Source organism: Paraburkholderia sp. GV068, from assembly GCF_003058125.1.
GTDB lineage: Bacteria > Pseudomonadota > Gammaproteobacteria > Burkholderiales > Burkholderiaceae > Paraburkholderia > Paraburkholderia graminis.
In genome coordinates, this window is record NZ_QBUB01000006.1 from 216,253 (window position 1) to 239,900 (window position 23,648).

17 protein-coding genes are annotated in these 23,648 nt (G+C 61.1%); 8 read left to right on the forward strand and 9 right to left on the reverse strand.

Going from position 1 to position 23,648, the window contains the following annotated elements:
* Positions 1-872 precede the first annotated feature (872 nt).
* Both C8K18_RS15085 and C8K18_RS15090 read left to right on the forward strand, forming a co-directional pair.
* Positions 873-1,727 carry a DUF2092 domain-containing protein gene (locus C8K18_RS15085; RefSeq protein ID WP_258196127.1) on the forward strand — a complete coding sequence of 285 codons (855 nt, stop codon included), beginning with the start codon at positions 873-875 and terminating at the stop codon, positions 1,725-1,727.
* Between the two features lie 317 nt (positions 1,728-2,044).
* Positions 2,045-2,500 carry a hypothetical protein gene (locus C8K18_RS15090; RefSeq protein ID WP_132384610.1) on the forward strand — a complete coding sequence of 152 codons (456 nt, stop codon included), beginning with the start codon at positions 2,045-2,047 and terminating at the stop codon, positions 2,498-2,500.
* A gap of 82 nt (positions 2,501-2,582) precedes the next feature.
* On the opposite strand, the gene C8K18_RS15095 is transcribed toward C8K18_RS15090, so the two are convergent.
* The 7 genes from C8K18_RS15095 to C8K18_RS15125 form a co-directional block, all read right to left on the reverse strand.
* Complete coding sequence (locus tag C8K18_RS15095) at positions 2,583-4,202, reverse strand: tetratricopeptide repeat protein (RefSeq protein WP_107707956.1); 1,620 nt, start codon at positions 4,200-4,202, stop codon at positions 2,583-2,585.
* Positions 4,203-4,294: 92 nt separating this feature from the next.
* Positions 4,295-4,864, reverse strand: coding sequence for a YSC84-related protein (locus tag C8K18_RS15100; RefSeq protein ID WP_006051611.1), 570 nt, complete (start codon positions 4,862-4,864; stop codon positions 4,295-4,297).
* Positions 4,865-5,062: 198 nt separating this feature from the next.
* On the reverse strand, positions 5,063-6,058 hold the full coding sequence (locus tag C8K18_RS15105) for a 2-hydroxyacid dehydrogenase (protein ID WP_006051612.1): 996 nt from the start codon (positions 6,056-6,058) through the stop codon (positions 5,063-5,065).
* A gap of 56 nt (positions 6,059-6,114) precedes the next feature.
* Positions 6,115-7,704 carry an aspartate:alanine exchanger family transporter gene (locus C8K18_RS15110; RefSeq protein WP_107707957.1) on the reverse strand — a complete coding sequence of 530 codons (1,590 nt, stop codon included), beginning with the start codon at positions 7,702-7,704 and terminating at the stop codon, positions 6,115-6,117.
* Between the two features lie 89 nt (positions 7,705-7,793).
* Positions 7,794-9,884, reverse strand: a complete 2,091-nt coding sequence (locus C8K18_RS15115; protein WP_107707958.1) for a glycogen-debranching protein — start codon at positions 9,882-9,884, stop codon at positions 7,794-7,796.
* Positions 9,871-12,369 (reverse strand): glycogen/starch/alpha-glucan phosphorylase, encoded by a 2,499-nt coding sequence (locus C8K18_RS15120; protein WP_107707959.1) that lies wholly within the window; start codon positions 12,367-12,369, stop codon positions 9,871-9,873. Before C8K18_RS15120 ends, C8K18_RS15115 begins: the two co-directional genes overlap by 14 nt.
* An 86-nt stretch (positions 12,370-12,455) precedes the next feature.
* The gene (locus tag C8K18_RS15125; RefSeq protein ID WP_107707960.1) at positions 12,456-14,852 is read right to left on the reverse strand and encodes a phosphoketolase; all 2,397 of its coding nucleotides are present in this window, start codon (positions 14,850-14,852) and stop codon (positions 12,456-12,458) included.
* 294 nt (positions 14,853-15,146) lie between these two features.
* On the opposite strand from C8K18_RS15125, the gene C8K18_RS15130 reads away from it, so the two are divergent.
* Genes C8K18_RS15130 through C8K18_RS15150 form a run of 5 tightly spaced genes read left to right on the forward strand, consistent with a single transcriptional unit; the run spans position 15,147 to position 20,772 of the window.
* Positions 15,147-17,483: a DUF3141 domain-containing protein gene (locus C8K18_RS15130; protein ID WP_107707961.1), complete on the forward strand. Its 2,337-nt coding sequence runs from the start codon at positions 15,147-15,149 to the stop codon at positions 17,481-17,483.
* Between the two features lie 44 nt (positions 17,484-17,527).
* Complete coding sequence (locus C8K18_RS15135; protein WP_107707962.1) at positions 17,528-18,466, forward strand: phosphate acetyltransferase; 939 nt, start codon at positions 17,528-17,530, stop codon at positions 18,464-18,466.
* A gap of 4 nt (positions 18,467-18,470) precedes the next feature.
* Complete coding sequence (locus C8K18_RS15140) at positions 18,471-19,658, forward strand: acetate/propionate family kinase (protein WP_107707963.1); 1,188 nt, start codon at positions 18,471-18,473, stop codon at positions 19,656-19,658.
* Positions 19,659-19,696: 38 nt separating this feature from the next.
* A complete protein-coding gene (gene fabI / locus C8K18_RS15145) occupies positions 19,697-20,479 on the forward strand; it encodes an enoyl-ACP reductase FabI (RefSeq protein ID WP_053860465.1) in 783 nt (260 codons plus the stop codon).
* 32 nt (positions 20,480-20,511) lie between these two features.
* Positions 20,512-20,772 carry an RNA-binding protein gene (locus C8K18_RS15150; RefSeq protein ID WP_107707964.1) on the forward strand — a complete coding sequence of 87 codons (261 nt, stop codon included), beginning with the start codon at positions 20,512-20,514 and terminating at the stop codon, positions 20,770-20,772.
* A 175-nt stretch (positions 20,773-20,947) separates the two neighbouring features.
* On the opposite strand, the gene C8K18_RS15155 is transcribed toward C8K18_RS15150, so the two are convergent.
* Positions 20,948-21,322, reverse strand: coding sequence for a helix-turn-helix domain-containing protein (locus C8K18_RS15155; RefSeq protein ID WP_107707965.1), 375 nt, complete (start codon positions 21,320-21,322; stop codon positions 20,948-20,950).
* Positions 21,323-21,419: 97 nt separating this feature from the next.
* Here C8K18_RS15155 and C8K18_RS15160 point away from each other — a divergent pair, with 97 nt between their 5' ends.
* Positions 21,420-22,181 (forward strand): NADPH-dependent F420 reductase, encoded by a 762-nt coding sequence (locus tag C8K18_RS15160; RefSeq protein WP_107707966.1) that lies wholly within the window; start codon positions 21,420-21,422, stop codon positions 22,179-22,181.
* A 36-nt stretch (positions 22,182-22,217) separates the two neighbouring features.
* Here C8K18_RS15160 and C8K18_RS15165 read toward each other — a convergent pair whose 3' ends face one another.
* Positions 22,218-23,573 (reverse strand): LLM class flavin-dependent oxidoreductase, encoded by a 1,356-nt coding sequence (locus C8K18_RS15165; protein ID WP_107707967.1) that lies wholly within the window; start codon positions 23,571-23,573, stop codon positions 22,218-22,220.
* Between the last annotated feature and the right edge of the window lie 75 nt (positions 23,574-23,648).

Below are 23,648 nucleotides of genomic sequence, written 5' to 3' on the forward strand. Positions count from 1 at the left end.
CCAGGAACGCCTGCATGCGCATGGCGGCCCTTGCCTTGGGTGGGATGAAACATAGCAAGCCAGAAACGCAGAGTCAAAATTTGTTTGATATATACAAATCTTGTTTGATGCCTTTTTGGCCAGGCTTCATCTGGTGTATGGGCGCTGCACAGCGTCTCGTCCGACGTGTCCCATACGACGCGAACCCGGCCACGACTTTCGAGCGCGAGCGAAAGCGGCGTCCGAATAGCGGGACGCTGACTTTTGCTCAGGCGGGAAAAGCGTGGAGATAGAAACTCACGGATCTCACGGCCGCGCGCTGCGTGTTACCAAAGCGCTCAATGGACAGGGACAATAACAAATCAAAATCGGTCGTCAAACTTTTTTTGATGCCGTTGTTTCAAACTTGCACCGCACCTGTCATTAGATGGATCGTTCTAGGGCTTTCGAATTTTCTCGCGCTTTTGAATTGCCTGGGATGCGTGAGCTATCGCAACGAGACTGAGCGCAATGCGAGTGGCAGATAGACGGTGCGCTTGCTTGTGGCGATGCAATGGTGGGGCGCTAGTCGTTGGTGCCGGCTCAGGTTCAAGCACCCGTTTAGAGCAACGCCCGCGTGGCTTGAGACCATCCCTTCGCAAATCATTCGTAGTCCGATGGGCTTTAAATCCACAAGCCAGTCCTTCGGTACCGGCAAGACGCCTAGACGCCCGGCGGAAATACACTTCACGTGGCTCGAAATCGAGCAACCATGACCACACCTGATCAGACCCTGGCTGCGCGTTAGCTGGCTAAGATGCGCATCCTTGCATGGTAAAAACTTTGTAATCCACTATTCTTTATATGGGCGGACCGACAGCTGTCAGGGCTGTTCCAGCTGAGGAGTTAATAAATTGATCACTAACTTATTGCGCCGCTCATCGTGGGCGAGCTTGCTATTAGTTCTGCTATTGAGCAGCGCTCCTCACGCCTATCCTGCCTCCGGGCAAAAAGAACCGCCGGTGCGTGCCGCGCGAGCTCAGCCTGAAACCGCCTCACAAGCCGAGGCTCGCGCGATTCTCATGAAAATGGCGCAGTTCCTTGGCGCGACGCAGAACTTTCGTGTCGGTGTGCGCAGCGGCTACGACGCGGAGCAGCCGTCTGGGCAAAAAATCGAATTCGGCGAATACCGCACCGTTACGTTGAGCCGGCCGGATCGCATGCGAGTAGAAACCGAGCGCAGCGATGGCGCAAAAACACTAGTTGTCCTGACTGGAAAAGAGATCGTTCTGGTCGATCTCGCCAGCAAAGTCTATGCGACTGCGCCGCAACCAGGTGCGCTGGACCAGAGCATCGTGTATTTCGTCAAGGATCTCGGCATGCGCCTGCCGCTCGCTGCGCTGCTGTTGAACCGGTTGCCAGAAGAATTGCAAACCAGGGTAGGTTCGGTGGACTATGTTGAGAAGACGAGTATCTACGGAACTGCGTCCCATCATCTGGCCGCGCGTACCGACACGGTGGATTTTCAGGTGTGGGTAGCCGATGGCGACAAGCCCCTGCTGCAGCGGATCGTACTGACTTACAAGAAGGCTGTAGGCCAGCCCCAGTTCTGGGCGGATTTTATCGACTGGAATCTCGCGCCCCAACTTAACGATGCGACCTTCTCGGCACAGGTCCCCGAGGGCCTGCAGAAAGTCGCGTTCGCAGCGCAACTTCCGCGTGCGTCGCACACGGCTCGCCAGTCGTCGGCGAAGAAGGGAGCCAAATAATGAAAACAGGACCGTGGGACCGTGCCATTGCGGCGTTGTTCGCCGCAGTGCTCACGTTGGGGCTGATCAACCAGGTCGATGCACGAGGCGAGCGAGGTGGTGGCGCCCGTGGCGGCGGCGGCGAAGGTGGCTTTTCGCGTGGCGGGGCAGCGTCGGCTGGGGGCCTCTCTTCCGGCGGCTCGACCGCTGTGCAAGGCGGTTCACGATCTCCCGGCGGACAGCAGGCAACGGCCCAACAACGGCAGACCTCTCGCCAGGCTACAGCGACCTCGACATCAAGTGCGAATCAGAGCGCGCGTCAGAGTTCAGCGAGTTCGATGCAGGCAACCTCCAGCCAGAACCAGGCGAACCGCCAGCAGAGCGCGAGCCAGAACCAGTCCCAGCGCCAGGCTGCGTCGAGCCAGAACCAGGGTGCACGTCAATCCACCGCTAAGGAGATGCAGAACACGCGGGCTAACACCGTGAGCAACGTGCAGAACAACTACCATGGCGATTGCAACAACTGCTCCAACTCGGATTGGGACGGCGGCTCTGCGGCAGTCGGATTTGTGGCCGGGGCAATGGTGGTTGGTGCGACCGCTGCCGCAACCGCACCGCCGCCCGCAACCGCTGCGGTTGTCGCAGCGCCTGCGCCTGTCGCGCCGCCGTGCAACGTCGCACCAATCGCCGTTAACGAGGTGCCGTACTATAAGTGCGGCGCGACGTGGTTCGCGACGGGGTATGGCAGCGGCGGCGTGGTGTACACACAAGTTCCGCCACCGCCTGGATATTGATCGCGGTCGCCTCTCGCACGGCTGGCGGTTGAGCATCGCTCGGGTCCTGCTGACTCTCGAATGTCAGCACGAAAGCCACCGTTTAGACGTCCGGCAATGCATCGATCTCTGCGCGAAGCGCAGCGACTACATCCGTCCAATCGCCTCTCGTGGTTTGCCGGAACAACCGCGCGTTTGCGTACCACGGACTATCGCTTCTATCGAGTTGCCATCTCCAGTCCGGCATGAACGGCAGAGCGATCCAGACGGGTTTTCCAAGCGCCCCGGCCAGGTGCGCCACGGCTGTGTCGACGCTGACTACCAGGTCGAGCCGGGCGATCAGCGCAGCGGTTTCGGCAAAGCTGGTTAGCCGTCCTGACACATCGCGTAGCGCCCCGCTTTGCTCAAGTTGTGCGAGGCACGCGCGATCGCTATCGCGCACATCCGGTTGCAACGCGAAGAAGTCCGCGTCGGTTTCGAACACCGGCTTTAGTTGCTCAAGCGGAATCGATCGATTGTGATCGTTCAGATGCGTACGGCTTCCCGACCACACAATCCCAATCCGCGGCCGTCGCCTGGCGACCGGCAACAACTCGTCCCATTGACGGACAAGCTCTTCGTCGGCCTGCAGATAGGGACCGGATAGCGCGGGACCGGGTGTACCCACCTTGAGCGCAAACGGCAGACTCATGGTTGGAATGTGATAGTCAAAATGCTTTACCTGGTCGGTCTCACCGATAACTTCCGCCGCGCCAGGATAATGCCGGAGGAGCGGTAACAAGGCCTCCTCGACACGCAGTACGACATGGGCGCCGGCCGCACTTAGCTGATCCACGAAGCGTACGAATTGCAGCGTGTCGCCGAACCCTTGCTCATGATGAACGAGCACTGTCTTGCCGCCTATCGGTTGCGCGCCAGTCCATAGCGAATGCTGCGGAAATCCGTGGTCGCCCGTGCCATCGCGCCAGCGCCATTCATACTCGCGCCAGCCGTGTTCGAATTCGCCCAGCAGTAAATTGGTCTGTGCTCGATTCGTGCGTGCGCCGGCGTCGTTCGGATCGATCGAAAGCGCCTTCCTGAATTGAAGCAACGCCTCATCAAAGCGCCGGAGATCTCGCAATGCGACCCCGAGGTTAACGTATGCGCGCACGAAACGCGGCTTGAGCGCGATGGCCTGCCGGTAGGCATCGAGCTCGTCGTCATAGCGACCCATCGTGCCTAGCAGCGTTCCCCGGTTGTAGTGCGCTTCGGCTAGTTGCGGATGGACCTTGCAAAGATGCACGAACACCTCGAGTGCCCGCTGCGATTCACCAAGCTCTATCAGCGACACCGCCACACCATGCAACGCGGCGGCATCGTTGCGACACTGCGCCAGGCAGCGTTCGAGCAGCGCTATAGCAGCATCGCGGCGCTGCGCCAGCCGACAAACCTGCGCGGCGAACTTCAGTTGATGCCACGAGAGTGACGCACGCTCCGATGCCTGGATCAGATAGTCCGCGGCGCGTGCATGATCGCCCTGCTGGGCGGCGATATAGCCAAGGCCTGCGAGCGCCTCGCCGTGGTCGGGAGCGGTCTTCAGAATGCCGTGAAGCAGGCTTGCCGCATCGTCGAGCCGGCCGGCCTGCAAGTTCGCCTGCGCGGCGGCGAGAATGTGTTCAGTATCGTGACTCATTACGCTGGGCACCAGGCAAGTGCGATCTGTCCAAAGATCGTAGAGGCCCATTGTACGGAATCGCGTCTAGCGGGTCTTACGAGCGATGCTTCCGGTTGGTTACCGCCAGATTCAGCGGAGATTCATCCGGTCCGCCACCGCTTCTAGATGTCGAGCTTGCTGACCTTCGTGCCTTCAAAGCTGAGGTTGGCCATCAGGCCGGAGTTCGTGACCACGAAACCGACGATCGGCGAACTGGTCGTTGCAGTGTCGAGCGAACCGTTGGCGCCAGTCTTGGCCACCGCGACGGAGCCATCCACGCCGGCTGTCCAGCCCTTGTCGGTGGTGCGGAATTTGTCGAGCGCGTCCTGCGTCATGAACATGAGTATCACCGCCTTGGACTGGGCGCCGATCTGCAAGCCAAATGAGGCGGTACTGGTCTTGTAATACCCGACGGACGTGCCTCGCTCGCGAAGCGCGCCTTCGCCGTATTCGCCACCGACCACTACGCCTGCCGCGAACACGGACGGAAAGACAAGAATCCCCTTGGCGTTGCCGGCCTGCGCCTGAGCACCCGGCGTCGAACTGTATAGCTTCTTGAGGGCGCCATCGACGCCGTCGTCGATTTCATTGCGCTTATTGGCCGCTTCCGTCGGATTCGAGGTCGTGCCACACGCGGCGAGCGAGCTGGCTAGTGCGATTGCGCTAACCGAAAAAAAAGTGCGACGGTTCATGAGCGTTCCCTTATTGAAGTGCGCCAGATTTGCGCCTGGAAACAGATGAGATTGCGATTCGTATCCGCCACGCGACGGAGTAACGCGGCAACACCGCACATGAACGATAGGCCTCGCGCACGCGGGCAGGTATAGGACCTTGGTCCGATGCGTCGCGACCTCGTTAGCCTCGCTTCGCGTAGTCAATAGCACACGCTGCTACTGGATCTTCACCTCGTTCTCTAAAGTCCGATTGTTCTCGAATGCCGAGACGCTTTCAAGCGTGGTTTCGCAAATGGTCGTCAACGCCTCGTGCGTGAGATAGGCCTGATGCCCCGTCACAATTACGTTGGGGAACGACACGAGTCGCTGAAAGACATCGTCGGTGATGATTTCGCTCGATAGATCGCGAAAGAAGAGATTGCTCTCCTGTTCGTACACGTCTATTCCAAGGCCGCCGAGCTGCCCGGTCTTCAACGCGTCGATGGCAGCCTCGGTGTCGAGCAGCCCCCCGCGGCTGGTGTTGATGAGTATCGCGCCTCGCTTCGCGCGTGCGAGCGTCTGCGGGTTGATCACGTGGTGTGTCGCCGGTGTAAGCGGACAATGCAGCGAAATAACGTCGGCCTGCTCCCCTATCTCGCCGGGCTTCGCATAGCTCAGGCCGAGCGCCTGAAATTCCGCCGACGGTTGCGGATCGAAACCGATCACCCTGCAGCCGAAGCCGAGCATGATCTTCGCGAACACGCAGCCGATCTTGCCGGTGCCGACCACCGCAACCGTCTTGCCGCAAAGGTCGAAGCCAGTCAGCCCGTCAAGCGAGAAATTCGAGTCACGCGTGCGATTGTAGGCACGATGCACCTTTCGGTTGATTGCGAGCAGAAGCGCTACGGCATGTTCCGCCACGGAGTTCGGCGAATACGTCACCACGCGCACCACCTTCATGCCGAGCCCGGCGGCGGCGGCGAGATCGACGTTGTTAAAGCCCGTGCAGCGCAGAGCCAGCAGACGCGTCCCCCCCCTGTGCAGCGCGCCGAGTACTTCCGCGTCTGCCTTGTCGTTGACGAAGATGCAGACGGCGCCGTAGCCGGCGGCGAGGCCGGCGGTATCCGTATCCAGCAACACGTCGAAGTAATGCAGCTTGTGCGCACCGTTGCGATTCGCTCCGTCGAGATACCGGCGTTCATAGCGCGTCGAACTAAATACCGCTACTTCCATGATCGACTCCTTCAGTGTCCGGATTGAACGTCCGTCCTCGTGCGGCGCAGCTTTGTCTAGCCGGCCGCAATCGCTATGGCAAGCTGCACGAAGAGCACCTTGAGGATGGTCATCGACGGGAAAATCATTGCGTACATGATGTCGGGCTGATCCGTCGGCGCAACGCGGTTCGCGAAGGCGAGAATCGCGGGGTTGCCGGTTGCACCGCAAATCACGCCCACCGATGTATCGAAAGACAGCTTGAAAACCCAGAGGCAGCACATCGCCGTGACGCCGACGAGCACGAGCAAAGTTATCGCGCCATAAAGCAGCAGCAGCGGCCCCGCGGTCCCGACGGTCGTGACGAACTTGGGTCCGCAAGCGATGCCCACTTGCGCGAGGAAGATGGTGAGTCCGAGGTTGCGAAGGACAAGGTTCGCGGAAAGCGGCATCGTCCATACGAACGGTCCGTTGCGGCGCGCCTTGCCAAGGCACAGCGCGACCAGCAGCAACGCCGCCAGACCCAGACTGAACGCACCGAGACCCGGAAAGCGCAGCGGGATCGCGCCGACCAGCAGTCCCGCAGTCGCGCCTATGCCCAAGGAAATGAAACTGAGATCGGCCGTGCTCTTGATCGAATCGCCGAAGAACGCGCGCACCGCCACCTGATGCGCGCGGTTCACGAGCAGGCCGACCCGATCGCCCGCTTCGAGAACAAGCTCCGGCGTGGACAGCAGATCCGTATCGCCGCGCCGCACATGCGCAACCGCGCAGTTCACACCGTCCGGGAAACGCAGACTGCCAAGCGGCATGCCGACCACCGACGGATTCGAAGCGAACACGCGCATGTAGTCCAGGTCTTCCCGGTGACTCGCGATGCGTCCCGGCTGCAACTCCCCGCAGAGCGTCGTCGCCTCCTCGAGCAGGCGCGCGTCGGTGGCCGTGACAAGAAGGACGTCGTCGGCGCGCAGAATGAGATCGTCGGTGGGGAGCTGGTTGCGATGCGCGCGCCGCACGGCCGCGATGGCTACGCCAGCAGGCAGCCGTGTCAGAAGTTCCGGCAACCGCAGACCAAAGAGACGCTCATTGCGCAGCGCGATTTCCGCAGTCTCGAGCAACTTCGCGGGCGGCTTGCGTATCCTGGCTTTGAGCGCCACGTTGAGCGCATAGATAAATAGAATCGGCCCGGCCACGCCGAACGGATAGGCAACGCTATAGGCCACGGCGGCATCGCTGCTGTTCATCGACGCGATCGCAACCTGAAGGCTCGCCGTGCTCGTGCCGCTCCCTGCGAACATGCCGAGAGAATCGGCGAGCGTAACGCCAAAGCGGATGAACGCGCACGCTGCGAGGCCTGACGCAATGACGCCGATACATGCGGCGAGATTGGCCTTTAGGCCCTCGCGGCTCGTCAGTCCACGAAAGAACTGTGCGCCGTACTGAATGCCGATGCCATACAGAAACATCAACAGACCCAGCGTGCCCAGCAACGCTGGCGGCGTGGCTTTTGGCGCGAACGCGCCAAGCGCCAGTCCAACGAACAGTACTGCCCCGGAGCCCAGCGCCACGCCTTTCACATTGATTTCGCCGATCAGGTAGCCAACCGCGATCGTCAAAAACAGCGCAAAGAGCGGCTGAGCTTCGACGAAGGTTCTGACTGCGTCCATGACGCCCCCTCAGGTTGTACAAGGCAATGCAGCAATACATCGATATGGAAGTCGCTTTGCCGCCGACGGTCTTGCACCACTGCACCAATTCATCTCGATTCAAGTACGACCACACTGCGCGATTCGACGCGGCAGATACCGCGCTCGACGCGGGCCGTTTCAATGTTCGAAACGACTTTCGACGGCAGTTCCGCAGCCGTATCGACGAACCGCCGCCAGCTCGCGTCGTCGAGCGCGGGAAGCTCAACATCGCGCCCGTCTGCGTTCATGTTGAAGATGACGTGCAACATGGGCTCGTCGAGCGCCTGTGCCGCGAGCGTGAACGCGACGAGGCGAGCCTGCGGGTCTCCCCATGAGGGCGCTCCGAGCCGTTCCCCGTGCCACGCCACATCGGGATGCGTTTGGTCATGCTCCGTACCGCCCGTGAAGAACCGGCGACGACGCAGGCTCGGGTGACGCTTGCGCAGCGCAATCATCTCGCGCACGAAACGCAGCATGTCAAGCGAGTCATCGGAGAAGCGCCAGTCCGTCCACGACAGTTCGTTGTCCTGGCAGTAAGCGTTGTTGTTGCCGCGCTGGGTACGCAGGATTTCATCGCCGGCGAGAAGCATGGGTACACCCTGGCTCAGCAGCAGGATCGCAATGAAGTTGCGCCCCTGCCGCAAACGCAGACGGACGATCGACGGATCGTTTGTGTCGCCTTCCTCGCCGCAATTCCACGAGAGGTTATCGTTGCTGCCATCGCGGTTGTCGTCGCCGTTGGCCTCGTTGCGCTTCGCGTCGTAGCTGACGAGATCGCGCAGCGTGAAGCCGTCGTGGCAGGTGACGAAGTTGATGCTGTTCACTGGCAGTCTGCCGTCCGCCTGGTAAAGATCAGCGCTCCCAGCGAGACACGTGCACATCTGGCCGATCATTCCAGGATCGCCGCGCACGAAGCGCCGGATCACGTCACGGTAACGCCCGTTCCACTCGGCCCACGCCATGCCCGGAAACGCGCCGACGTGATACAGCCCCGCCGCGTCCCAGGCCTCCGCGATCAGCGGCACGCGCGCGAGTACCGGGGAAGCTTCCATTGCCCACGGCAACGGCGGCGTACCTAGCAATGCACCGCCCTCGCCGCGCGTGAATACGCTCGCGAGGTCAAAACGAAAACCGTCCACGCCGAATTCCCGAACCCAGTACTCGAGACAACGCAGGATGAACGCCGACACCAGCGGATGATTGCAGTTGACCGTATTGCCGCAGCCTGTGTAGTCGAGATAACGTCCTCCTTGCGCCGGATCGACGTGATAGAACACTTCGTTGGCGAGCACCTTGAAATTGATCACCGGGCCGCTCGCGCCCGCTTCCGCCGTGTGATTGAACACCACGTCCAGCAGCACCTGGATCCCGGCCGCGTGCATCGCATCGATGAACGCACGGAACTCCTGCGGCGCGCGCCCAGGTTCGACGCTATAGCCAGGATGCGGAGAGTAGAAGCTATGCGTGCTGTAGCCCCAGTAATTGACGAGGCCGATCGCTGCAGCCGGTGCAGGCACGTCCTGCTCATCGAAAGCCATCACCGGCAGCAACTCCACGTGCGTGATGCCCAAATCCTTCAGATAGGGGATTTTCTCGATCAGCCCCGAGAACGTTCCGGGGTGTTGAACGCCGCTCGACGAATCGCGCGTGAATCCGCCTACATGCAGCTCGTAGATGATCGCGTCATCGAGTGTGCGCACGCTCACGTCTTCGCGTTCGCCCAGCGGTTCGGTGACGATGGCTCGCAGCGAAGCATGCTCTCGCTCCCGTACAGCGGCAGCGGGCTGGCGGCGCCATCGCCGATCGCTGACCGCGCGCGCGCCGGGATCGAGCAACTCAAAACGGCTGCTGGCTTCGTCATCCAGTTGCGGAACACCATGACGGCCGTATGCACGCCACGTGTAGCAGCATTGCTCCGGAAGGTCTTCTATCAACACATGCCAGAAATAGAATGTGCGGTTTGTTTCGGGCGTTAGTCCGACGATCTGGAACGGCGCGATGCTATCCGGCGAAGCGTAAAGCAGCAGTTCCAGGCGAGTCGCGTGCCGGCAGAAAATACAGAAATTCACGCCGCCCGGCACGACCGACGCACCAGGCGGAAATCGTGAGCCGGGCCGCGCTACATAAGTACGCTGGCTATCGACGTTAGCGCTGCTCAAGGTCGATCCTCACTGCACGAGCGTTCCATATGCGCTCGCAATACTCACCTATCGCACGATCGGACGAGAACTTGCCCGATCGCGCCGTATTCATAATCGACATTCGCGTCCACCGCCTTGCGTCCTGCCACGCGTCGCTCACACGTTGCTGACACGCGACGTAATCCGCGAAATCGGCCAGCACGAGGAACGGGTCGAATTGCAGCAGACTGTCGACAAGCGGCCTGAATACATTCGGATCGCCCCGCGAGAAGCGCCCCTGCGCGATCTGCGAAAACACATCGCTCAGTTCGTCGTTAGACTTCACATAGTCGGAAGGACGATAGCCGTCGCGCTTGGCCTCTTCGACCTGTTGCGCGGTCAAGCCGAACAGGAAGAAGTTGTCGGCGCCCGCTTCTTCACGGATCTCCACATTCGCGCCATCGAGCGTGCCGATGGTCAGCGCGCCGTTCATCATGAACTTCATGTTGCCCGTGCCGGATGCCTCCTTGCCCGCGGTCGAGATCTGCTCCGAGAGGTCCGCGGCGGGATAGACCCAATGCCCGTTTTTCACGTTGAAGTCAGGATAGAACACGACTTTCAGCCGACCGTCGATTACCGGATCGTCATTGACGACTTCGGCAATGCCCGTAATCAGGCGGATCATCAGCTTGGCCATCGCGTAGCCCGGCGCCGCCTTGCCGCCAAAGATGAAGCAGCGCGGCGCGATGTCGAGCCCCGGATCGCGGCATAGCCTCCGATACAGACTGATTATGTATAACGCGTTCAGGTGTTGGCGTTTGTACTCGTGGATGCGCTTGACCTGGACGTCGAATAGCGCGTTCGGGTCGACGTCGATACCTGTTGCGTCAGCGATACGCGCCGCCAGCGCCGCCTTGTTGTCGAAGCGCATTGCACGCCACGCCTCGTGAAAGCCGTCATCGTCGGCATGCGCGGCAAGCGCGTCGAGCTCGGTCAGGTCGGCTCGCCACTTCGCGCCGATAGTCCTGTCGAGAAGACCCGCGAGCCCCGGATTGCTCAACATGAGAAAGCGGCGCGGCGTCACGCCGTTCGTCACGTTGAGAAAGCGTTGTGGATACATCTCCGCAAAATCACGCAGCACCGTCTGGCGCAAAAGATCGGAGTGCAATGCCGCGACTCCGTTGACCGCATGCGCGCCGACCGTGGCGAGATGCGCCATGCGCACCTTCTTGTCGCCGCGTTCGTCGATCAGCGACATGCGCGTCGCGCGCGCGTCGTCGGCGGGAAAAGCACACCGCACGCTGTCGAGAAAACGGTGATTGATTTCATAAATGATTTCGAGCTGGCGCGGCAGCAGGCTCTGAAAGAGCGGCAGACTCCACGTTTCAAGCGCCTCGGGCAACAGCGTGTGATTGGTGTATGCAAGAGTGCGCTGGGTGATATCCCACGCCGCATCCCAGGAAAGTCCGTGCACGTCCAGCAGCAGACGCATCAACTCGGCAACGGCGATTGATGGATGTGTATCGTTGAGTTGCGCGGCAAACAGGTCGGGGAAGTGTTCGATCGATGTGTTCTTCAATGCCGCTAGCCGCAACATATCCTGCAGCGAACACGAAACAAAAAAATACTGCTGCGCAAGCCGCAGACGCTTGCCCGCCTCGGGCTCGTCGTTCGGATAGAGAACCTTGGACAAGGTTTCAGAAACCACTTTCTCCTGCACAGCCTCGTAGTATTCGCCGGCGTTGAAATCCTGGAAGTCGAACGACTCGACCGCTTCGCTCTTCCACAGCCGAAGTACATTGCAGGTATCGACACGATAGCCCTGCACCGGCAGGTCGCAGGCAACGCCCTTCACTTGCCGCGCCGGTATCCAGTTCACGCGGAGGCGGCCTTCAGCGTCGGTCTGCTGTTGCGTGTATCCGCCGAAGCCGATGTAGTGACTCACATCCGGCCGTACGATTTCCCAGGGATTGCCGTTCTGCAGCCACTTGTCTGTCACCTCCACCTGCCAGCCGTCGCGGATAACCTGATCGAAGATGCCGAACTCGTAGTGGATGCCATAACCGATCGCCGGTATTTCCAGCGTGGAAAGCGAGTCCATGTAGCACGCGGCAAGGCGTCCGAGGCCGCCGTTGCCAAGTCCGGGTTCTTCCTCGATCGCAAGCAGCGCGTCGACATCCTGCCCCAGCGCATGCATCGCCTCGCGCGCTTCGTCTCCCATGTCGAGATTGAGCAGGTTATTGCCAAGCTGTGGGCCGATCAAAAACTCTGCGGACAGATAACAGGCGACCTTGACGTTTTGTGCGGCGTAGACTTTCGTCGACGCGGCCCAGCGCGCGAGCATCCGATCGCGCACACTGAAGGCAAGCGCCATGTACCAGTCGTGCGGGCTTGCAATGTCCGGATAGCGTCCTACCCGGCAAATCAGATTCCTGACTACGTCGTTCTGGAACGCGTAGCCGCTCACGTCGTGAGTGGCGCCTTGCGTATTCAAAGCCGCTTCCGCTACGGAAACCTCGTTCATGGTCTCGGCCCTCGCATTTCACGCCGGGGCGGGATCGGCCCCGGCTCCCGTTGGATCGCGCAACGCAGGTTCTGTGCTCCGGACGATCAATACGGCCACACCCATTCCGACAACTCCGGATTATCCGTACCGTGCTCATGCGCGTAATTCATGTTGAGGATGATCGCGTTCCTCATGTCTTCTCTTAGATGTGCGGTTCTGCCCTGCAGGCGCGGCACACGATCGAGCACGTCCAGCACCAGATTGAAGCGGTCGACCTTGTTGAGTATCGCGAGTTCGAGCGGCGTATTGATGTTGCCCTTCTCCGTGTAGCCGCGAACGTGCAGATTCTCGTGATTGCGGAATCGATACGCAAGCTTGTGGATCAGCCACGGGTAGCCGTGAAAATTGAATATCACGGGCTTGTCGACGGTAAACAGGCTGTCGAATTCGCGCTCCGTCGAGCCGTGCGGATGCTCTGTCACCGGCTGCATTTTGAACAGATCGACTACATTCACGAAGCGCAGTTTCAACTCGGGCAGACGCTCGCGCAAAATGGCCGTTGCTGCGAGCGCTTCCTGCGTGGCAACGTCGCCGCATGAAGCCATCACCGCGTCGGGCTCCATGTCTTCGTCATTGCTCGCGCGCCGCCAAAGACCCATGCCTTTCGCGCAATGCACGACCGCTTCGTCGATAGTCGTGAATTGCAGGTGCTTCTGCTTGTCGGCGACGATGACATTGATGCAGTCGGTCGAGCGCAGGCACTGATCCGCCACGACGAGCAGCGTATTGGCGTCCGGCGGCAAATAAACCCGTGTGACCGAGGGACTCTTGTTAGTCACGAGGTCGATGAAGCCGGGGTCCTGATGCGAGAAGCCGTTGTGATCCTGACGCCATACCGTCGACGAAAGCAGGATATTTTCAGAGGCCACCGAAGCCCGCCACGGCACATGGTTCTTGCATACGTCCAGCCATTTCGCGTGCTGGTTGAACATCGAGTCCACCACGTGCGCGAACGCTTCATACGTGTGAAAGAAGCCGTGGCGGCCGGAAAGCAGATAGCCTTCGAGCCACCCCATCAGCGTGTGCTCCGAGAGCATCTCCATCACGCGGCCATCGCGCGACAGTTCCCCGCCGTCGTCGTCTTCGGGCAGCATGTCTGCCATCCACGCTTTCTTGCTGACTTCGTAAATCGACTGAAGCCGGTTCGACGCGGTCTCGTCGGGGCCGAAGACGCGGAAGGTGTCCATGTTGCAACGCATGGTGTCACGCAGAAACTGGCCAAGCGGCTGCGTGTTTTCGCGCAGCACATTGCCGGCGCGTGAAACTTCGACCGCGTAGTCGCGAAAGTCGGGCAGCTTCAGATCGCGGCGCAACAATCCGCCGTTTGCATGCGGGTTCGCGCTCATGCGGCGCGGGCCTTGCGGCGCAAGCTCGCGCAGTTCCGCAAGCAACCTTCCGGAGTCATCGAACAATTCGCCGGGCCTGTAGCCGCGCATCCAGCTTTCGAGCAGGTCGAGGTTCGCGGGGTTTCCCCTTACATCCGAGAACGGCACCTGGTGCGAACGCCATGACCCCTCGACCTTATGGCCGTTAATTTCCTTCGGCCCCGTCCAGCCCTTGGGCGTGCGCAACACGATCATCGGCCAGCGTGGACGCTCGGCATTGCCATCCGCGCGCGCTCTTTCGTGAATCGAGCGGATGTCGGCGATCACAGTATCGAGCGTGCCGGCCATTGTCTGATGCATCTGCGACGGGTCGGACCCTTCGACGAAATACGGCATATAGCCGTAGCCTTCGAGTAACGCCGCGAGTTCTCCGTGGCTGATGCGCGAGAGGATCGTCGGATTGGCGATCTTGTAGCCGTTCAGGTTCAGAATTGGCAGTACGGTGCCGTCGCGCGCGGGATTGATGAACTTGTTCGAATGCCACGCGGTCGCAAGCGGACCTGTCTCGGCCTCACCATCGCCGACCACGCAGGCCACGATCAGATCAGGGTTGTCGAGCGCAGCGCCATAAGCGTGCGACAGGCTGTAGCCGAGTTCACCGCCTTCATGAATAGAGCCGGGCGTTTCGGGCGTCACATGCGAGCCGATATGTCCCGGAAACGAGAACTGCTTGAAGAACTTCTGCATACCTTCGGCGTCCTCGCTTTTGTCCGGGTAGACCTCCGAATAGGTGCCTTCGAGATAGGCTGGGCCGAGTACGCCAGGCGCGCCGTGCCCAGGCCCGGCCATGAAAATCATGTCCAGGTCGTCGCGCTTGATCACGCGATTCAGATGCGCCCAGACGAACGAAAGCGCGGGACTTGCGCCCCAGTGCCCAAGCAGACGGTGCTTTACATGATCGACTTTGAGGGGTTCGCGCAAAAGCGGGTTGTCCTTGAGGTAAATCATGCCGACCGAGAGGTAATTGCACGCGCGCCACCAGGCGTCGATCAGCCTTAGTTCGTCGTTGGAGAGCGCGGTTGGGTACGAGGAGTCCGATGCTCGATCGCTGCTCATGCTGGTGTCTCCTGTGCGTGCAGCCTCGGCCCCAACAAACAGGCGAGCGGCTCTACACAATAGAGATAAACGCCGGACAGGCGACAGGCAATAGGACCTTAGGCCGATGTTGGCGGGCAGCCAACCTGCTCCATTACGCCGTCGGCTGCCTGCCCGCCGCCGGGCCGGCAGGCAACCAGCGGTTCGCGTGTAGGACCATGGTCCAATTGCCACAGTCGGGCGCTGCCTTCAGCATTCAAACCGTTGGCAAGTCGCGCCTCGTTGGTCCCGCTTTTCAATGTCGAGGTCCATCTCATGGACGGAGCAAAGCAGTTTTCACGCAGTCGGGACATCAATGCAAAGGTTGCCCGCATTTTGACGAAACGCAGCGCGGTCGCACACGAGCATCTGACAGAACGCGTGCGCACCGCGTCAGGTGTCGATCGCGACACTGCAGCCGCGCCGACCACGCGTGCGCCAACGCCTTGGGACACATGGTCTTACGGGCTCGACATCATTCAGCGATCGGTCATGTTTCTCGATACGCTGCGTGAGCGCGGGACTGCGTATCGCGAGCGGGCCCGGCAGGATCCGAAACCCGTGTTGCACTTCGACTACGAGTCTGTTCTCGACGGTCGCCAGTTCGAAAGACCCGTCAACTACGCGCTGCTAAAAATCAAGCCTCCCGAAGGCGTGATCGTGGACCCGCGCAAGCGCCCTTACCTCATCATCGATCCGCGCGCCGGCCATGGCCCAGGCATTGGAGGCTTCAAGGACGACTCACAAGCCGGTGTCGCGCTGCGCGGGGGACATCCGGTGTACTTTCTCATCTTCTTTCCCGATCCAGAACCGGGCCAGACATTGCTCGACGTGTGCGCCGCCGAGCAGCAGTTCGTGAAGCGGTTGCGCACGCTACACCCCGACAGCCCGAAACCCGCGCTCGTCGGTAATTGCCAGGGCGGGTGGGCCGCGATGATGATCGCGGCGTCAGACCCGGACGACACCGGCCCGATCGTCATCAATGGCGCGCCGATGTCCTACTGGAGCGGTGCGTGGAGCGAAGGCCAGGGCGATAACCCGATGCGCTACGCCGGCGGCATACTCGGAGGCTCGTGGCTCGCGTCATTTGCCGCGGATCTCGGAGCCGGAAAATTCGACGGCGCTCATCTGGTGCAGAACTTCGAGAGCCTTAATCCGGCGAATACGCTGTGGGACAAGTACTATCACCTCTTTCACAACGTCGATACCGAACCGCCCCGCTTTCTCGACTTCGAACGCTGGTGGGGCGATTACTATCTGATGAACCGCGAGGAAATCGAGTGGATCACGCACAACCTGTTCATCGGAAACAAGCTCTGGTCTGGCGATGTGAGAGGATCAAGCGGCAAGGCATTCGATCTGCGCGAGATCCGCTCGCCGATCATTCTGTTTGCGTCGCTTGGCGATAACATCACGCCGCCGCAACAGGCATTTAACTGGGTGGCGGATCTGTACGGCAGCACCGAGGAAATCAAGGCCCGCGGCCAGGTGATCGTCGGACTCATGCATCAGGACATCGGCCATCTCGGCATCTTTGTATCGGGCAAAGTGGCAAAGAAGGAACACACGCAGATCGTCTCAGTGCTGGAAGCCATCGAATCTTTTGCGCCCGGCCTCTACGGAATGTTGATCACCGAACGGAAAGACGCAAACGGCGAAACCGAATACGAGGTCGAGTTTCGAGAACATCGGCTCGAAGAAATAGCGGCGCATTTCAACCGCTTCGAGCGCGAGGACGAAAAGCCGTTCGAAGCCGTCGCGCAACTTTCCGAGTTCAACCAGCGTGCGTACGAACTGTTCGCCCAGCCGATCGTGCAGGCCATGTCGAACGAAACGACCGCGCGGCTGTTTCGCGAATTTCATCCGTTGCGTTTGCAGCGCTGGGCGTTCTCGGATCTCAATCCCTGGCTCGCGTGGCTGCCGTCCGCGGCGAGCGCGGTGAAGACTCATCGCCAGCCCGCGGAAGCAGACAACCCGTGGCGCGCGATCGAGCAAAGCGGCTCGCAAATGATCAGCGCATCGCTCGATTACTATCGGGAGATGCGCGATGCAGGTACGGAGGCAACATTCTTCACGATCTACGGCAACCTGTTCTCGCTCTATCTCGCTGACGCTAAACCTGCGGCAGAAAGCGGGGCCAAAAGCGGGACCGGGCCCGACAGTGATCCTCGCGATTTGCCGTTCGTCAAGGAAGCGCTCGCGTCGATCCGCGAAGGGGGCTACACGGAAGCAATCGCTCGCGCGGCCGCCCTGCTCTCGCGCAAAGGCGAGCCATTGCCGCTTTCGCGGCTCGTCACGCGCAAGGAACTGGCTCAGGCGTACGCGAGCTATCTTCCGGATCTGCCGGCCGATCAGTGGCGGCGAATTCGCGGTGAGCAGGAAATCATCGTCAGCTTCGAGCAGGATGAGGCGATTGCCACGTTGCCGGTACTTGTCGCCGACAGGAAAGATCGGGCGCGTTTCATCACGCTGCTAGACGAATTGTTGAAAGACGAACGCGTACAAAGCACCGGTCCGACTGAAGCGCAGCGGGCCATGTTCGATCGCATTCGCCAGGCACTCACGGCGAAGCCCACGCCGGGCCGCTCCGTTGCTGCGCTCGCGCGGCCATAGTCCGCCAGCCAGATGCACACGGTCCTGTTTTGCATGGAGCCTCAATGGAAGCGAAGCACAGCAAGTACCAACGACTCATCGAGCACTGCAAAAGCTTGCCGCCGATGAAAACGGCGGTCGCGCATCCGTGCGATGCGAGCTCGCTCGAGGGCGCTGTCGAAGCGGCGCGGCTGGGGCTCATCGCGCCGATACTCGTGGGGCCGGTCGAGCGTATCGAAGCCGCAGCCGCGCTGGCCGGCGTTGCGATCGCCGGCTTTGCGCTCGTCGATGCCCCGCACAGCCACGCCGCGGCAGCCGCCGCAGTGCAACTCGTGCGCGAAGGCAAGGCAGAAGCCCTGATGAAAGGCAGCCTGCATACGGACGAACTGATGGGCGCGGTGGTGAGCCGCGAGTCGGGGCTGCGTACCGAACGGCGTATCAGCCACTGCTTTGTCATGGACGTCCCGCTGCTCGAGCAGGCGCTGATCGTCACCGACGCCGCGATCAATATCGCGCCCACACTCGACGTGAAGATGGACATCTTGCAGAACGCGATCGACCTGGGTCACGCGTTGCAATTCGAGCAAGTACGCGTGGCGATTCTGTCAGCGATGGAAACCGTGAATCCGAAACTGCCTTCCACGATCGAAGCCGCCGCGCTCTGCAAAATGGTCGATCGACGTCAGGTGACGGGAGCGTTGGTAGACGGTCCGCTTGCACTGGACAACGCGATCAGTGTCGAAGCGGCCCGGATCAAGCAGATCGATTCGCAGGTGGCGGGCCGCGCCAACGTGCTGATGGTGCCCGACCTGGAAGCCGGCAACATGCTCGCGAAGAGCCTGTCGTTTCTCGCTGGTGCGGATGCGGCGGGTATCGTGCTGGGCGCCCGTGTGCCGATCGTGCTAACCAGCCGCGCCGACAGCTTGCTGACGCGCCTCGCCTCATGCGCAGTGGCGGCCCTCGTGGCAGACGCCAGGCGCGCGAGCGACAAGGTGTTGAGGTAACGCCATGCCGGATGTCATTCTGGTACTGAACGCCGGTTCGTCCAGCATCAAGTTCCGCGCCTTCGGCGTAGACGGTGCGACGATGCATCTCGTGCTGCGCGGTCAGGTCGACGGCCTCGGCACGGCGCCACGCTTTATCGCCGTAGACAGCGACGGCAACACGACAACCCGCGACTGGGACGCCAATCCAACGCTCGGACACGAGGGCGCAATCGAGCATATCGGCGGCTTCCTGCGAAGCTACGGCGGAGGATATCGTCTGATCGCCGTCGGCCATCGTGTCGTACACGGCGGCCAGATGTACTCGGGCCCGGTGACGGTGACGCCCGCCGTTCTCGACGAACTGGACAAGCTGGTGCCGCTCGCACCGCTGCATCAGCCGCACAACCTGAGTCCGATACGCATCATCGCGCGAACTCGGCCCGATATCCCGCAGGTAGCCTGCTTCGATACGGCGTTTCATCGCTTGACACCCGAGGTCGCGCAGGCTTACGCGCTACCCTCGGCGATCACGGAAAGAGGCGTGCGCCGTTATGGCTTTCACGGCCTCTCCTATGAGTACATTGCGAGCGTGCTGCCTCGGATCGCACCGGCCGCGGCAGCGGGCCGATGCGTCGTAGCCCATCTCGGCAACGGCGCCAGCATGTGCGCGATGGTGGGCGGCAAGAGCGTCGCGAGCACGATGGGCTTCACCGCCGTCGATGGCCTCCCGATGGGCACACGCTGCGGCAATCTGGACCCAGGCGTAATTCTCTATCTGATCGATGCACTGAAGATGGACAAGCAGGACATCGAAGATCTGATCTACCGGCAGTCGGGCCTGCTTGGCGTGTCCGGTATTTCGAGCGACATGCGCGCACTGCTCGCGAGCGATGCGCCACGCGCCCGTTTCGCAGTCGATATCTACACGTACAGGATCGCCCGTGAACTCGGCTCGCTAGCGGCCGCGATGCACGGCATCGACGCGCTCGTTCTCACAGCCGGCGTGGGGGAAAACGCCAGCGCGATTCGCGAGCGCATTGTGCGCGACGCCGCATGGCTCGGACTGGAACTCGACCCTGCGGCAAACGAGTCGGGCGGCCCCTGCATCAGCGCTGCGTCGAGCAAGGTATCTGTCTGGGTCATCCCGACCAATGAAGAACTCATGATAGGGCAACACACACTCGCGGCGATCCATGCCGCCGCCTCATAGAGCGAACGTACGCCCGACCGGACCCGAAGGATACCTCCATGACATCCGCCCCGCCGCAGCCGATCCTGAGTGGCGCGAAAGCGCTGGTCACAGGCATTGCCAACGAATATTCGATCGCGTACGGATGTGCGAAAGCGTTTCGCGAGCTGGGCGCGGACCTCGCGATTACCTATGCCAACGAGAAAACAAGGCCCTATGTAGAGCCGCTTGCAACGGCCCTCGGTGCATCGATCTTCGAGCCGCTCGATGCTTCGAGCCCGGGCGAGCTTGCGGCCGTGTTCGAGCGAATCGACAGGGAATGGGGCAACCTCGATATTCTCGTCCATTCGATCGCGTGGGCGCCCAAAAATGATCTGCAAGGACAGTTGATCGACAGTTCGAGCGAAGGCTTCGCGAGTGCAATGGACATTTCGTGCCACTCGTTCGTGCGCATGGCCCGCCTTGCCGCGCCTTTGATGAAAAACGGCGGCACCATGCTCACCATGAGCTATCACGGCGCAAACAAGGTAGTGCCTTCGTACAACATGATGGGACCCGTCAAGGCCGCACTGGAAGCCTGCGCCCGTTACCTTGCATATGAACTCGGCCCGAAGGGAATCCGCGTTCACGCCATTTCACCGGGGCCGCTCAAGACGAGAGCCGCGTCTGGCCTGAAAGACTTTGATCTGCTACTTACGGAAGCTGCGCAACGCGCGCCGCTGGGCGAGCTGGTCGACATCATGGATGTTGGGTTTACCTGCGCCTTTCTGGCGACGCCCTACGCCCGGCGCCTGTCCGGAGAGACGCTGTATATCGACGGCGGCGTCAATATCATGGCCTGACCGCCGTATCGATTCCACTAAGGGAGCACTTTATGGCTGATCTGTGGATGGGAAACGTTGAAGACAATACTTCGGACGACGAAATCAATGATTTCCTTATCAAATACGGCTTTCCGCCATTCGACCGGATCCACCGCTATCACGGAACGGGAGCGCGGCCCGCGATCGTGCTCACCTTCGACGGCACGTCGCCGGATGCGTTGCGCAATCTGCAGGCCCGAGTCCACAACATGTTCTGGAAGAGCCGGCCCATTGTCGTTCAGGTCATGCCGGAGCGCGCCGACAGGTCGTAGAAGGTAAGCGGAACGGTATGTGACTGATCCTGGACCCCTTGCTTGCCGACCCAGGTTACCGACGGCGACGGGGTCAGTTACGTCGGGAACGGCGACTCGTAGTCCTTGCACTTTGCCCGAGGTATCAGCGAGCCGCACGCCGCGCCGCGCGGTCGAGCCGCCGCCGGCCTCTTTCTCAGTAGCCGTCACCTCCGGCACGTTTGCGCCTCATCTCGGCCCACTCGATTAACGCCTGCATCGACGGCCCGAGCGCATATCCCATATCGCAAAGTTCGTACTCTACCTTCGGCGGCACTTGGGGATACACCGTCCGCCGCAAGATGCCGTCTTTCTCCAGCTGCTTGAGCTGCTGAATCAGCATTTTCTGGTTGATGCCGTCAATCAGCTTCTCCAGATCGGAGAATCGCAGCGGGCCTTTTGCGGCAAACAACTGGCAAATGATGACGATCTTCCACTTGCCCTCCAGAACCCGGAGGGCCTCTGTCGTCGCCTCGGCCCATTCAAGCCGCTTCTTGGGATCTTCGCAATTCCATTCACGCTCTTCAGACACAAACACCTCGGTACGCTACTTACTTTTTAGTCGGTACTTACCATTACAACATAAGCCAGCTAAAGTGGGCGCCACGTGCAATATGGAGGATACAGCTATGAAAATCGGGATCGTCGGAACAGGAAACATTGGCGCGTCTCTCGCCCGGAAGTTAAGCGCGGCAGGCCATGAAGTCCGCGTCGCGAACTCTCGTGGCGTGGATGGTGTTCGACAGTTCGCCGACGAGATCGGCGCGCAAGCCGTGGATGTTCGCGGCGCGGTCGATGGCGCGGAAGTCATCATCCTGTCGATTCCGCTGCCCGCCATACAGGCGCTTCCTGCGGATTTGTTCGATTCAGTAGCGGCTGACGCGATCGTCGTCGACACCGGCAACTACTACCCGGACATGCGCGACCCGCACATTCCGGAAATCGACGAAGGAATGCCCGAAAGCGTGTGGGTATCCAGACAGATCGGGCGCCCTGTCATCAAGGCATTCAACAACGTGCTGGCCTACACGCTCGCCGAGTTGGGCCAGCCGGAGGGGACGCCTGGCCGCCTCGCCGTCGCCGTGGCGGGGGATGACCTGCGCTCCAGGGGAATCGTGATGGAGCTGGTGAATCAGACGGGCTTCGATCCGGTCGATGCGGGTTCGCTCGCAGAATCCTGGCGCCAGCAGCCATCAACTCCTGCGTATTGCTGCGACTACGATGCGGATGCCATGCGCAAGGCGCTGGCTGCGGCCGCTCCTGGAATTGCGCCCAGGATACGCGACCGGCTGCCGGAGGTTTTCGCCAGCCTCGGCCCGAATCCCACCCACGCCGATATTGTCGCGGCAAACCGTGCAACCAACATCGTTGCAGGCAAACCAGCGTCGTGAGCGGGCTAGTTGTAGCGCCGCGCTTCATCTAACGCCTCAAGCTACGGTAGCTTCGCGCTGATACCGCGACACCGGCCGCCGCAGGCCCAGGTTCTCGCGCAACGTCGCACCTTCGTATTCCGTGCGGAAGAGGCCTCTGCGCCGCAATTCCGGCAATACCAGTCGGATGAAGTCGTCGAGGCCGTCCGGCAACAGCGCCGGCATTACGTTGAAGCCGTCTGCACCATAGTTGACGAAGCGTTCCTCGAGCGCATCGGCGATATGCTTCGGGGTACCGATTAGTTGCCAATGCCCGCGTGCGCCGGCGACGCGCAGATACAAATCGCGGATCGTCAATTTCTCGCGCCGCGCCAGTTCGAGCGTCAACGACTGCCGGCTCTTGCTTGCATTGGTCTCAGGCAATTCGGGAATCGGCCCGTCGAGCGGATAGCCCGACAGATCGAAGCCGCCCGTAAGCCCGGACAACAATGCAAGTCCGACCGCCGGATCGATCAGCGCCTGTAGCGCGGCGAACTTGTCCTGCGCTTCCTGCTCGGTCGCGCCGACAATCGGCATCACGCCGGGCATGATCTTCAGATCGTCCGGGTCGCGTCCGTACTGCGCGAGGCGGCCCTTCACGTCCGCGTAGAACGCAACGGCGTCGTCCAGCGTTTGCTGCGCGGTGAAGATCACTTCGGCGGTACGCGCCGCGAGCGCCTTGCCTGCTTCCGAGGAACCCGCCTGCACGACGACCGGCCTCCCCTGAGGCGAGCGTTCGACATTCAGCGGCCCGCGCACGTTGAAGAATTCGCCGCGATGGTCGAGCACATGACGCTTTGCCGGATCGAAATAACGCCCGGCCGCTTTGTCTCGCACGAACGCGCCTTCATCCCAGCTGTCCCACAGCCCCTCGACCACTTCCGCAAATTCCACCGCGCGCTCGTAGCGGCGCGCGTGAGCGAGATGTTCGTCGAAGCCAAAATTCTTCGCCTCGTGTGCATTCGACGACGTGACGAGGTTCCAGCCCGCTCGCCCGCCGCTAATGTGATCGAGCGACGCAAACTTGCGGGCAATGTGATACGGCTCGTTGAAGGTCGTCGACGCCGTGCCCACAAGGCCGATTCGCTCCGTGACCGCAGCCAATGCCGAGAGCAAGGTGAGCGGCTCGAACTGCGCGACGTAGCTGTGCGCTGTGCGGCTCAGGAAGTCGACGTTGTCGCCACGCGTTCCCGAGCCGTCCGCGAGGAAGACCAGATCGAACCTTGCTGCTTCGGCGGCTTGCGCAAGCCGGACGTAGTGCCGAAAGTCGCGTCCCGCATCCGCGTGACTGCCCGGATGACGCCACGCGGCGATGTGATGCCCGGTCGGATAGAGAAACGCGCCGAGGTGCAGTTGTCCTTTTCGTTGGCTCATGGTGTGTGCGAAGTGTGCTTCGGATGGCGAGCGCGCGATGCTGCCGGTCGCGTGCGCCAGCGCTGTGCGTTGGCG